This is a genomic window from Lacihabitans lacunae (assembly GCF_042649125.1).
Taxonomy (GTDB): Bacteria; Bacteroidota; Bacteroidia; order Cytophagales; family Spirosomataceae; genus Leadbetterella; species Leadbetterella lacunae.
The window spans coordinates 2019209-2031458 of the sequence record NZ_JBHRYQ010000001.1 but is presented as its reverse complement, the minus strand read 5'-3'; the positions used below and the strand labels follow the sequence as shown (position 1 = coordinate 2031458).

10 protein-coding genes are annotated in these 12250 nt (G+C 35.4%); 5 read left to right on the top strand and 5 right to left on the bottom strand.

Going from position 1 to position 12250, the window contains the following annotated elements; genetic code table 11:
- Positions 1-15: 15 nt before the first annotated feature.
- Both rpmH and rnpA read left to right on the top strand, forming a co-directional pair.
- Complete coding sequence (gene rpmH / locus ACFOOI_RS08825; protein ID WP_379837151.1) at positions 16-171, top strand: 50S ribosomal protein L34; 156 nt, start codon at positions 16-18, stop codon at positions 169-171.
- Positions 172-306: 135 nt separating this feature from the next.
- A complete protein-coding gene (gene rnpA / locus ACFOOI_RS08820) occupies positions 307-681 on the top strand; it encodes a ribonuclease P protein component (protein WP_379837149.1) in 375 nt (124 codons plus the stop codon).
- On the opposite strand, the gene ACFOOI_RS08815 is transcribed toward rnpA, so the two are convergent.
- Positions 665-994, bottom strand: a complete 330-nt coding sequence (locus tag ACFOOI_RS08815) for a hypothetical protein (protein ID WP_379837147.1) — start codon at positions 992-994, stop codon at positions 665-667. The two genes, rnpA and ACFOOI_RS08815, sit on opposite strands and share 17 nt — an antisense overlap.
- A gap of 166 nt (positions 995-1160) precedes the next feature.
- Between ACFOOI_RS08815 and ACFOOI_RS08810 the strand changes: the two genes are divergently transcribed.
- Both ACFOOI_RS08810 and tsaB read left to right on the top strand, forming a co-directional pair.
- Positions 1161-2813, top strand: a complete 1653-nt coding sequence (locus ACFOOI_RS08810; protein WP_379837145.1) for a S41 family peptidase — start codon at positions 1161-1163, stop codon at positions 2811-2813.
- On the top strand, positions 2813-3493 hold the full coding sequence (gene tsaB / locus ACFOOI_RS08805; RefSeq protein ID WP_379837143.1) for a tRNA (adenosine(37)-N6)-threonylcarbamoyltransferase complex dimerization subunit type 1 TsaB: 681 nt from the start codon (positions 2813-2815) through the stop codon (positions 3491-3493). The genes ACFOOI_RS08810 and tsaB overlap by 1 nt, the downstream gene beginning before the upstream one ends.
- A 17-nt stretch (positions 3494-3510) precedes the next feature.
- Here tsaB and hpf read toward each other — a convergent pair whose 3' ends face one another.
- From hpf to ACFOOI_RS08790, 3 genes are all read right to left on the bottom strand, one after another.
- A complete protein-coding gene (hpf, locus tag ACFOOI_RS08800) occupies positions 3511-3858 on the bottom strand; it encodes a ribosome hibernation-promoting factor, HPF/YfiA family (protein WP_379837141.1) in 348 nt (115 codons plus the stop codon).
- Between the two features lie 265 nt (positions 3859-4123).
- Positions 4124-5680, bottom strand: a complete 1557-nt coding sequence (locus ACFOOI_RS08795; protein ID WP_379837139.1) for an Ig domain-containing protein — start codon at positions 5678-5680, stop codon at positions 4124-4126.
- Positions 5673-7121, bottom strand: a complete 1449-nt coding sequence (locus ACFOOI_RS08790) for a TonB-dependent receptor (protein WP_379837137.1) — start codon at positions 7119-7121, stop codon at positions 5673-5675. The genes ACFOOI_RS08795 and ACFOOI_RS08790 overlap by 8 nt, the downstream gene beginning before the upstream one ends.
- Before the next feature lie 261 nt (positions 7122-7382).
- Between ACFOOI_RS08790 and ACFOOI_RS08785 the strand changes: the two genes are divergently transcribed.
- Positions 7383-10859, top strand: coding sequence for a M4 family metallopeptidase (locus tag ACFOOI_RS08785; RefSeq protein ID WP_379837135.1), 3477 nt, complete (start codon positions 7383-7385; stop codon positions 10857-10859).
- Positions 10860-11819: 960 nt separating this feature from the next.
- On the opposite strand, the gene ACFOOI_RS08780 is transcribed toward ACFOOI_RS08785, so the two are convergent.
- Positions 11820-12245, bottom strand: coding sequence for a GNAT family N-acetyltransferase (locus tag ACFOOI_RS08780; protein ID WP_379837133.1), 426 nt, complete (start codon positions 12243-12245; stop codon positions 11820-11822).
- Positions 12246-12250 lie beyond the last annotated feature (5 nt).

Genomic DNA, 12250 nt, shown 5'->3' with positions numbered 1-12250 from the left:
TAATATAAAAAAGAGATGAAACGTACATTCCAACCATCAAATAGAAAGCGTGCCAACAAACATGGATTTCGTGAGAGAAGCTCAACTCCAGGTGGTCGCAGAGTATTGAAAGCCCGTCGTGCTAGAGGCAGATGGAAGCTTACAGTATCTGATGAGAAAACTCACAAATAAGCACAGTCTTATTTAAAAGACAGCTTTGATACTTATATGGAAGCCGCCCTTTTGGTGCGGCTTTTTTGGTTTCATTTTAATCTAGTTTATTTGTATTTTAGTGAAATTGTAATCAAGTCAAATCAATATTTTTAAATGGACCAATCTTTCGGTAAGCTCGAGCGGATTTGCAGCAAGCAAACTATTGACAGTCTGTTTGACAGGACCAGTAAGGCCAAGATTGATTTTTTGGTATTCCCATATAAAGTGATTATCCAAACCAAAGACGCAGAAGCTATTAAGGGTTTGTTTCCTGAAGTTCTTATTTCGGTGTCAAAAAAACGCTTCAAAAGAGCAGTAGATAGAAATTTGATTAAACGAAGGATAAAAGAAACTTATCGTCTTAACAAAGTAGAGGTCAAGCAATCTACTGCCATCGCATTTATCTATGTTGCCAAGGAAATTCTGCCATTTACTGATTTAGAAAAAGCAATGATAAAAGTATTGGCTCGACTTAAAGCCGATAAATAAAGCTGCCGAAAAACGCCGCAACAAATGAGGGGAAAATACTTACATGTGTAGCAAAAATGGCGTAATCCTTATTTGCAGCTTCAAATCCCATTTTATTTATGACCCAATAGCCTGAAATCAGAATGATGACCTGCAAAAACGATAGCACCCAGCCCCATTTTGGCTCCAAAAGACCATAGAAAAAAGCAAAAACTAGCATAAAAAACAACGGCACGTATACGATTGTGGCAAAATGGATAATCGGTAATTGGATTAAACTCAAAATTACCGTGATAAAAATATTAGTTCCTATATTGTTTTTTGGTATTTTCATTGATTGCTACTACTTTGTGTAATAATCACAAAAGTAGTTAATTCAAATTTCACTAATGGTCTGAATTTTGGTAAAACTATTTCAAAGCAGATATTTTATATGAGTTTAAATAACTATCTGCCTTTTTTGTCGTTTTCTGTAAATAGCTCAATTGAATTAAAATTATATGTTTAAGAAAAATAAAGTAGGAATAATTGTAGGTTTTTTGGTGGCTAGTTTAGCTTTTTCGGCGTATAAAGTCGAGGACAGACTATTTGAAATAGCCAAAAATCTGGATGTTTTTTCTACCATGTATAAGGAACTAAATGCATATTACGTAGATGAGATAAATCCTACAAAAGCCATGAAGACGAGTATTGTGGCTATGCTGAAGGAATTAGACCCTTACACAGTTTTTTACGCAGAAGATGATATAGAAGACTATTTCACTATGAATACCGGTACTTATAACGGTATAGGAGCCACTGTGGAGTTTTTTGAAGGAAAGCACACTGTGGTGATGCTAATTGAAGGTTCGCCTGCTGATAAAGCGGGGATTAAGATTGGCGATGATATTTTAAAAATAAACAATGTAGATGTTACAGACAAAAACGATGCTGAGTTTGGGAGGTTGTTAAAAGGCCAAACGGGTTCATCAGTAAAAGTACAAGTAAAGAGATTTGGAGAGAAAAAAATACTTGACTTTTCGCTTGCAAGGGGAGTGGTCAAAACTTCAGATGTGCCTCACTTTGGAATGATAAACGATGAAGTTGGCTATGTGTATCTTTCGGAATTTAGTGCTACCGCAGCAAAGGACATTAAGTCCGCTACACTCGAAATGAAAGATAAGGGAATGAAAAAACTTATACTTGACTTGCGAGGGAATCCGGGTGGGCTATTAAACCAAGCGGTGGAAATCTGTAATTTCTTTATTCCTAAAGGTGTGGTAGTGGTAGAAACCAAAGGTAAAGTAAAAGAGTGGAACAAGAAATACGGAACCAATGCAAATCCACTTGATACTGAAATGCCTGTGATAGTGCTAATAAACGGCAAGAGTGCTTCTGCCTCTGAGATAGTAAGCGGTACCCTTCAAGACTACGACAGGGGTGTGCTGGTCGGGCAGCGTTCGTTTGGTAAAGGCCTTGTGCAGGTTACCCGCGATTTGAGTTTTAATACTAAAATGAAAATTACTACTTCTAAATATTATATTCCTTCGGGCAGATGTATTCAAGCTGTAGATTACGGGCATCGAGGTGCTGATGGGTCGGTTTCTAAACTTCCTGATTCATTAAGAAGTGTTTTTAAAACTAAAAATGGTCGTTTGGTATTAGACGGTGGTGGAGTAGACCCAGATATTAAAACCAAAGGTGCCGAGATGTCTGATTTTACTAAATTTCTTATCAGTAAAAAGGTTTTGTTTGATTTCGCCACCAAATATTATTTTACGCACATTGATAAAAAACCTGAGCAAAACTTTTCGCTATCGAATGCTGATATGAATGAATTTGATGCCTGGTACAATTCTCAGCCCAATAAATACAAAACCGGAAATCAAAAGGCCGTAGAAGAACTTGAGAAGGTTTCCAAAAAAGAAGGTGAGTATGAGGCTATGAAAGGCAAAATAGCAGAGTTAAATAAAATTGCAGATGCATCAGCTAGTAAACTTACGGTCAAGTATAGAAGTGAAATAAAGGAACAGCTTGAACTTGAGATATTGAGTAGGTTTTATTACCAAAAAGCAATGAAGTTTGTTTCTTTCGAAAAAGATGAGGAAGTACAACAAGCCTTGCTATTATTTAAAGACATGAATAAATATAAATCTATTTTAGCTGGTAAGTAATGATTGTACTTTCTATAGATGCCTCTACTCAGGGGTGTTCGGTTGCGGTTTTTGAAAATGATTCTTTACTAGCGTCTTTTGAGTCTAATGTGGAGCGGTCTTCTGCCGAGTCTCTGACTAATATGATTAAGCATGTTTTGCAAATCTCTAAAGTGGAGTTTGCTCAGTTAGATGCCATAGGGGTGGCAAAAGGCCCGGGTTCATACACTGGCTTGCGTATAGCAGTTTCCACAGCTAAGGGGCTTTGTGTAGGCCTAGGCAAGCCATTGCTTTCTTTTGGTACATTAGAAGGGATGTTGCATCAAGTTGCTGATTTACCTTTAGACTCTTATTTGTTATGCCCAATGATAGATGCACGTCGGATGGAGGTTTTTTCGGGAATTTACCAAAAGGACAATTTCGAAGTAGTGGAAGAAGTGTCAGCAAATATTATTGATGCTGAAAGTTTTGCTGATATTTTAGCTCGAAATAAAATTGTATTTTTCGGCGAAGGTTCTGCTAAATGTAAAACTACACTTACACATTCTAATGCCGTATTTTATGGTGAAAATATAAGTCCTAATGCTAAGTTTTCAGGTAAGATATTGTATGAAAAATATAAAAATGGAGAGTTTGAAGATTTAGTGACGTTCGAGCCATTCTATTTAAAAGAATATATGTTTAAAACAAAAAAGCCCTGATTTCTCAGGGCTTTTTTTTATTCTATTTCCTCTATCAATGCTATCTCTGGTTTTTCTCTACTTACGCTATTTGTTTTTTGTTTAAACTGTTTAACTTTTCTGGTTAATGTATCCAGTGCGATGTCTGTTGCCTCTTCAAATGTGTCGGCGGTTTCTTTTACAAATATAGTATTGCCGGGTACGTTTAGCTTTACTTCTATTTGTTTTTTATGTGTGTTAAGTTTGTCTCCTTTATCTAATTTGAGGAATACTTCTCCTCCGATTATTCGGTCGTAAAATGTTTCTAATTTATTTAATTTTCTTTCAATAAATGACTTTAGAGAGTTGTCGGCACTGAAGTGCACTGCATTAACTTGGATCTTCATATTTGCGATTCTTTTTTAAGTGAAACACTAATTTATTTTAACGAACCTTTTGGTGATTCGCATAATTGAAGGTAGTTAATTATGTAATTTGAAGCAAGCTTTTTTTGCTATTTTTTATCATAAAATAGTTAAGCGGTAGGGTTGGTTTTTAGCTTAAAAATAAATGCGTATTTAATCGATTTAGAATCAATAAAATACGCATTTTGGTTTGAAGAACTACCCATTGAGAAGCTATATAAGTGGCAGTAGTTATATTACTGTAGTTTTACCAAGGATTGAAATCTTTAAATGACTTTTTAATGTTTGCTTCTGTGGCTTTGTGTTTGGCCTCCCAAGTAGCATTTAATTCCAATGCAACTAGCCCTTTTAGGTTCATTGTTGCCATAAAATCATCTACTTTTCTAATAAAGTCTTGATTTCTTCTTGCCGATTTCAATGAAAAATCCCTCGCAAATATGTCGCCTTTGGTTTGTAATTCATTTTTCTTTTCTATCACATAGTTGAGTCTGTCTATTAGGTCTTTCATAGACCTACCGATTACTTCAGTGGCTTCTAATGTTCCGATTGTTAAAACAGTAGTGCCGCCCACTGTTGATATTAAACGCTGGGTATCGGGTGTTTTTTTAGTAAATATAGAAGACAAACCAGTGGTAGCTCCCAACGATGCATTTATCACAGATCTGTTTTTCTTTCCTTTTCTGGCTTTATTATATGCTTTTTTTAGCTCTTCTTCTTTTTCTTTTAGTTGTTCTAATAATTCCCAAGAACGCGTTAAAGTACCAAAATAAAGGCTATATAGTTTTTTGTCAGTTTCGGCTTCGTTTATGGTGTTTTTTACCGAAAATTGCATTCTTTTTACCTCTCTTTTTTGAGTTTTGTCTAATACAAAAAAGTCAATTTCAAAGTTTACGGAATCTTTTGGGTCTTGCACAAAATCATACCCCGGCATCCAGATAAACTCGTACTGATTGTTTGTGTTTTTTACCAAAGAGGCTTTATCTAATCCGGGTTGATTAGTTAGAAAATCAAAAACTTCGATATCTTCATCGCCATTTGGGTCTGATAGGTAGAATCTTATATTGACATTTTCATTTTCTTTTATTCTCAGATACTCATTTTTAGGTATGATGGTTATCTGCGGTGGCAGGTCCATTTGCGTTACTTCCAGCTTTATCCTACCTTTAGTTTGAGCTTTGGAGGGTTGGTCTTGTACAAAAAACTCAATATAAGTAGGCTTATCTTTGATGGCCTTAAATTGATTATACGAAGGCGACCATTTTATTTCACCTTTGGTACTCATGGTTAGGCCTTCTGGCAGTGTCTCCAATGTAGGTATAAATGCTATGGGGTCATTGTCTTCGTCGTAGGCTTCTTCGGCACTAATGTTATAGGTATTAGTGGTATTATATTTCAAATAGAAAGGTCGCAGATCGTTTAGAATCGGAGGTCTATTTACATGCAATACGTGCAAGTCTACGTTTTTTGTGGTTTTTTGACCTTCTCCCGAAATCCTTTCTAAAATTATTTGAAAAATTCGTTCTTCTTCGATTCTATCTACTAAGTGATAACCTGGTGTCCATTTAAAAAGCCCCGTGCTATCTAAACTCATGCCTGGCTGTTTGCCTTGCTGAATGCTATACTTCACTTCATTGTCTAGGGTGTCTACAGGTGAGGCACAGTTAAATGAAAAAAGTTTGCCTTCTGGTATATAATTCCATTTAGGCTGAGTCGGAAGTTCTATTCGTACAGGGTGATTTTGAGCTATTGAATTAAAGGTTATGAATATTAAAAAAACAAGTGTTTTTATTAAGTTTTTATGCATTCTTTTCGGTTTTTTTAGGAATAACTACACACGGAAAGCCAAATAAGCAGCGGTCTTGAATCATGGTTACCACTTCTTTTGGTACGTTTTCTTCCCATCCACTTTCTCCTTTTTGTATCAAGCCTAGCATATTGTCGGTTTGTATGCTAAGGTTTGATTTGTTGTAATGATATATATCTTCGATTTTATTGTTAGTTATTAAAAATCTATATAAATCATTCAAATGTGCAGGTGGTGAAAACTTCATGCAATTCATAATTAAGTTATTTCGCATGGTAGGATACACAAACAGTTTGACTTTCCTGCTAAATAACGTTGCAAATGACTCTAAAATTTCACCTGGAAGATTTTTGTAGTTTTCTTCTTCAAAAATATACTCTAGGTTAGGGTAACCAATCACAAGGCCTATTTTTAAGCGAGTGATTTTTGAAAGATATGCCACCAATTTATAATACTCTACATAATTGGTGATCATAACGGTTTGGCCCAGCGAGCAAAGTATGTCTACCCGGTCCAAAAAGTCTTTTTCGTCGATTCGGTCTTCGGCACCTTCTTGCAGAGACTGAAGAGTAAGTTCAGAAACTACCACCAATTTCGACTCGTCTACATCTGGTTCTTGAATAAACTGTTTTACGCCGTTTTCGAGCATGTCCAGATGCACATTGATGATCGGGCGGAATCTACCTCTAAGTACAAATATGTGTTTTTTGTATAAAGAATCCGATGGTTGTAAGATTTTGCCATCTGGCCCAAAAAGTGCCAAGTCGCAAAAACCATTTTTTACCAATCTTAGTGACATCAGCCTACTGTCAACATCCTTGAACTCGGGCCCATCAAACCGGATCATATCTATTTGAATCCTATCTTTTGAAAGGTTATCTCTTAGCGACTCTAATAAAATTTCAGGGTTTTTGTGGTAATAAAAACAGCCGTAGATTAGGTTAACTCCTATTATTCCCAATGCCTGCTGCTGCATTAGGGTGTCGTTATCTAACATTCTGACGTGAATCACGATGTCGTGAAACTTGCCTTGGGGTTCCAGTTGAAATCTGCATCCGATCCAGCCATGCGGTTGGTTGGTTTTGTGGTAGTTTAGTGCTACTACGGTATTTGAGAAAGAAAAAAACTGCGTATCTGAGCCTCGCTGTTCATCCAGTCTTTCAATCAAAAGATTGTATTCGTGGTCAAGCATGCTTATTAATCGCTCTTCGCATACATATCGGCCGTCTTTTACAGGACCATAAATGGCATCCGAAAACTTCATATCGTAGGCTGACATCGACTTCGCTATTGTACCTGAAGCCCCACCAGACTTAAAGAAAGCCGCCGCCACATCTTGTCCAGCACCTATTTCTGCAAATGTCCCATAGATTTTGCTATCTAAGTTTATTTTTAATGCTTTTTGATTTGTGCCGAGACCTACGTCGTGAATTAAAGTCATATAATTATAATTGGAGTTTTTGAATTCAAAATCTTTGTATTTGAAGGTATGCAAATATACTATAATTTGACTTTTATGTGAAAAATACCACTATTTGTTCCTCTAATTTGTAGACTATTTGATAAATATCGAAGTTGATGTATTCTCTCAAATACAAATATGTTATTTTTGTAAAGCTCACAATCTCTATTTATTTTATTGGAAATATAAAAATAATAAAAAATACTATAATTTTAGAAAATTCAATTTAAATTGAAAATTATGAAAAAATATATATTCTTCACCTTTTACATTTTAAATACTTCTTTATTATTTGCTCAAAATAGTTTTAAAGAAAAGAAAAGGACTTCATCTGGCACAAAACCTGTGGGTGAGTTTTTAAGTATCGATGGAAGAGGAGAAGCCGTTTTAAGTCCGAAATTTAGCAAAACGCTTCCAGTTGTTAATACGAAAAATGTGATCAGAGACCCGGAAGACGGTTCGGTAATCTTTGTGAGCTATCCGAGCTTTTCAAAAAACATAAAAAATGCGAAAGTAAATATAAGTCAGCAAAGAGTCGATTTTTTAGAAAGTATAAAGGCTGATTTGAAAATCGGAAAACCGCAAGATGAATTTAGACTTGTTGCTGAAAATACCGATGCGGATGGAATTACCCACATAAGAATAAATCAAGCTTATAAAGGGCTACCCATATATGGAGGTGAGGCCATATTACATACCAATAAACAAGGAAACTTAGAGATTTTAAGTGGAAAAATATTTAAAACACCTAAGCTTAATGTAGAACCTATGTTTTCTAAAAATAAGGCTATTGTCTATGCTATTAATGATTTAAAGAAGATAACAATCGTACAAAAAAAAGGTATGGTCAATAGTTTTCTTGAAATGGAAGCCGATAAAGCAGAGCTAAAGATTTTAATAGAAAATCAGAAACCAACGCTTGTTTACGAAGTTTTTGTGAAACCTAATATTTTAGAAAGATGGGTATATATGATAGATGCCAAAAGTGGGAAAGTGCTTTCAAAATATAATCATACGTGTACTTTAGACGGTACTTTTAAAACCACAGCGAAAGATTTAAATGGAATAAATCAAACTTTTAATATTGTGCAAAGTGGGCAAAACTACTTTATGGTAGACCCTACAAAAAAAATGTATGCAGCTACGCAATCTTCTTTGCCTAATAAACCCGTGGGAGCTATTTGGACAATCGACGCTTCTAACTCAAAAATTAGCGATGATAATATGCAACTTTCGCAGATAACTTCTTCAAATGGTATCTCCTGGAGCCCTACTGCGGTATCTGCTCATACAAATGCCTCTGTTTGTTACGACTATTATTTGAGCAAGTTTAACAGAAACTCACTCAATGCCTCAGGCGGAAACATTATTTCTGTGATAAATATTGCGGATGAAGATGGTAAGGGTATGGACAATGCCTATTGGAATGGGCAGTTTATGGGCTATGGAAATGGTCGCGATGGCTTTAAGCCCTTGGCTGGAGCATTAGATGTGGCTGGCCATGAAATGACACACGGAGTGGTTGAGAATACTGCAAAACTAGAATATCGGAATCAGTCAGGAGCTTTAAATGAATCTTTTGCAGATATTTTTGGGGCATTAATTGACCGCGACGATTGGACACTTGGCGAGGATGTTGTGAAATCAAATGTGTTTCCTTCGGGGGCATTGCGATCACTAGAAAATCCAAACCAAGGTGGCAAAAATGACCCGGGTTATCAACCTAAAACCATGGCTCAATATGAATATTTAAGAGATACACCGAGCGAAGACAACGGAGGTGTGCATATCAATAGTGGTATACCCAACTATGCTTTTTATAGATTTGCCACTGCTGCTGGCATGAACAAAGACAAAGCCGAAAAGGTATATTATAGGGTTTTGACTAACTACCTAACGCGTACGTCTAAGTTTGTAGACCTACGACTTGCTGTGGTACAATCTGCCAAAGATCTGTATGGAGAAGGACAGGAGTTTGCTGCTGCAAAGGCCGCTTTCGATGCCGTAGGTATTTTAGATCCGAGTAATACAAATGGAAACACAGGTGGAACCACGGCTCCCACAGACAATACCAATGAGAATACTTTGCCTGTAAATCCAGGTACAGAATCATTGGTGGTTTTTGACCCTAGAAATGTGGATCAAAGTTTATATTCAGGGCCATTTACAAATAATGCCAATTATGCAAAAATCACAAACGCTTTGGGATGTTTAAATAAGCCAAGCGTTACAGATGATGGCAGTTTCGTGTATTTTGTTGGTAACGACAAACATATTTATAGAGTAGACCTTGTTAAAGGAGGAAATCCGGTTAAACTTACTGATTCTCCTTCATGGAGAAATGCGGCTATTTCGAAAGATGGGAAAAGACTGGCGGCCTTGTCAAGTCAAATTGATAATAACGTGTATGTTTTTAATCTTGAGAATGGAAAGAATGCGAAGTTTAAATTATTTAACCCAACATACTCTACCGGTGTTAGCACGGGCGAGGTGCAGTATGCCGACTCTTTTGAGTGGGACTACACGGGCGAATATATAGTTTACGATGCCTTTAATAGTGCCAAAAGTTTGTTTTCAAATATCGAATTCTGGGATGTGGGTATTCTTAAAGCATGGGATGCAGGCAAAAAAGACTTTGGTACTGGTAGTATCGAAAAAATGTTTACCAATTTAGACGAAGGCGACAATATCGGAAATCCTGCATTAGCAAAGACCAATTCTAATATTTATGCATTTGATTATTTTAGTTCTACTGACGATCAATTTTATGTCTTGGCTATAAACTTTGGTAAAAGTACAGACAATATTAAAGTAGTGGCTGAGAATAATGAGATTGGATATCCGGATTTTAATAAATCAGATAAACTTTTGGCCTTTAATGCCAAAGACGGAAATACATTTATAGTGAAAGCGGCTACAATGGCCTCCGATAAAATTACAGTTTCTGGAACTCCGGTTACTTTATTTACTGATGCCAAATGGGCAGTTTGGTTTGCAGCAGGAACCCGAGCATTGCCTAGTAAAGTAGAACAAGTAATAACTGTAAACTCAATTACAGACAAACAGCCCGGAGCAAGTTTTAATATAGTTGCAACCACAACTTCTAAATTAGCCTTAAATTATGTGGTAAAATCAGGCGATGCGACTATAAACGGAACTACCATAAAACTGGGAAATACGCCAGGGAAAGTTACCATTCAGGTAATCCAATTAGGTAATTCACAATATTCAGAGTCAAGTGCTCAGGTTTCTTTTTGTATAGTTCCGCCAAAGCCAAGTTTGGTAGATAATGGCACCACTGTTACGGCTTCAGGAGGTACTCTGTATCAGTTTTATATCAACAATAGCCCAATTGGTGGTCAAACTACTAATCCTACTTTTAAGAAAGATTTTGTTGGTTCGTATTCGGTTAGAAATGTAACTGCAGATGGCTGCTTGAGTGATTTTTCAAATTTAATTGGTGTTACGGCCTTAGCTAATGAGCCGGAAAATGGTCCTCAAGTCAATGTTTGGCCAAACCCTACGGAAGAGAAACTGTTTTTTGAAATACCAAATAATGAGAAATTAATAAAGGCTGTGCTTTTTGATCAAAACGGGAAGGCACTAATCGAAACATTAACAAACCAAATGATTTTAAAAGATATATCGACTGGTGTGTATTTGTTAAATATTAATACTGAAGTAGGAAACTATTCGGTAAAAGTCATTAAAAAGTAATGATTTAATAAAAGCTGAATTCACTTTTTTGTGAGAATGTTTGTGCTAAGGCTATTGAGTTCGGCTATGGTATAAAAAAATAAAAAGTCAAAACAAAAGTGAGCGGTCCTTACCATTGGTAATACAAATTTAAAGTCATCTGAAAATATGTGTTGTGAACCAAATAGGTAGGTAAAGAACAAGAAAAATAAGGTTAAACAAATCAAATTGTTACTTACTTGCAAGTAGTTTAGCTTTAATAAATTTATGGTCCAAATGATAAAAATAGTATGCATTATTACTATTACGGTCAGTTGTTTAGCGGGTAGTATAAACAAGAAGTTTGTGATGAAATAAATAATAGGCAAAGAAATAAATAACAAATATTGGTTTAATACCTTCAGGTTGAATTTTGTAACAGGTTTAAACTTTTTGTTTATCAAAATTAAGCCTACCGTTTGGAATAATAAGTTTAGTCCGTTTGTGCTTAGTTGGATGTTGTTGTATGCATTTTTACTTGAAAAAAAATATAGTAGTAATGGACCCACTACCAATGGTAAATAAGAAATAGAAAATAATATTCGAGCACTTTTGGGTAGGCTATTTAGCCTTGAAAGTAGTAATGAAAAGCAAAAGAATGTAGTAGCCCTAATCAGGTAGCTTATTTTAAATTGAGAAAAGGATAAAAAGATAATTTCTAAGGAAACTAGCAAAAAGGCTAATTTTAGAACTTTTCTGGAAGGGCTGTCTAGGGTGCTATAATACCTGTTCATTATTTTTTTATGAATGAAATAAAAAAAACGGGTTTCATCAATTTGAAACCTTTTAATGCTTTTTGGTAGTATATTAATTTTTCCTAAGCGGCTATTTTTATTTTAGAAAAAAATAATTCTTTATGGAATACATAGTAAATATAAGGAATTAAATACCTTATAACCTATAATAGGTATTAAAAAATATGCCTTTAGGGTAGTGTTTAAATTATAGTCTTTTACTGAATTTAAAATGCCCTTTTGTAAAACCATTTCTAATGTAAAATGCATGGGCTTTTGTACGTTTTAAGTTAGAGCTAAGCTCTATTTGGCTACAATTGTGGGTTTTACTAAAACCAACTGCAAACTTTATTAACAATTCCCCAATTTTCTGATTTCTAAAACCAGGCATCACGATTAGCTCCGTAATTTCAAGTAAGGGCTCGCAATGATGTAAAGGATAAAATACCCGCATTCCTAGAAACCCTAAGCTTTGATTTTGATTTTCAACTATATAATAATGAACATTCGGGTCGTTTAAATTTGAAATGAAGTATTTTTCGAAAACTAAAGAGTCAAACTTTAACTCTTCCAGTTCTTCAATCATAACTTTCACTGTTTCCAAATCTCCAACTTGCACTTCCCGAATGTTCATCTTCA

What these genes read in the sequence shown, in the direction of transcription:
- rpmH (WP_379837151.1), top strand. Translation starts at nt 16, where the DNA reads ATGAAACGTACATTCCAACCATCAAATAGAAAGCGTGCCAACAAACAT.
- rnpA (WP_379837149.1), top strand. Translation starts at nt 307, where the DNA reads ATGGACCAATCTTTCGGTAAGCTCGAGCGGATTTGCAGCAAGCAAACT.
- ACFOOI_RS08815 (WP_379837147.1), bottom strand. Translation starts at nt 994, where the DNA reads ATGAAAATACCAAAAAACAATATAGGAACTAATATTTTTATCACGGTA.
- ACFOOI_RS08810 (WP_379837145.1), top strand. Translation starts at nt 1,161, where the DNA reads ATGTTTAAGAAAAATAAAGTAGGAATAATTGTAGGTTTTTTGGTGGCT.
- tsaB (WP_379837143.1), top strand. Translation starts at nt 2,813, where the DNA reads ATGATTGTACTTTCTATAGATGCCTCTACTCAGGGGTGTTCGGTTGCG.
- hpf (WP_379837141.1), bottom strand. Translation starts at nt 3,858, where the DNA reads ATGAAGATCCAAGTTAATGCAGTGCACTTCAGTGCCGACAACTCTCTA.
- ACFOOI_RS08795 (WP_379837139.1), bottom strand. Translation starts at nt 5,680, where the DNA reads ATGCATAAAAACTTAATAAAAACACTTGTTTTTTTAATATTCATAACC.
- ACFOOI_RS08790 (WP_379837137.1), bottom strand. Translation starts at nt 7,121, where the DNA reads ATGACTTTAATTCACGACGTAGGTCTCGGCACAAATCAAAAAGCATTA.
- ACFOOI_RS08785 (WP_379837135.1), top strand. Translation starts at nt 7,383, where the DNA reads ATGAAAAAATATATATTCTTCACCTTTTACATTTTAAATACTTCTTTA.
- ACFOOI_RS08780 (WP_379837133.1), bottom strand. Translation starts at nt 12,245, where the DNA reads ATGAACATTCGGGAAGTGCAAGTTGGAGATTTGGAAACAGTGAAAGTT.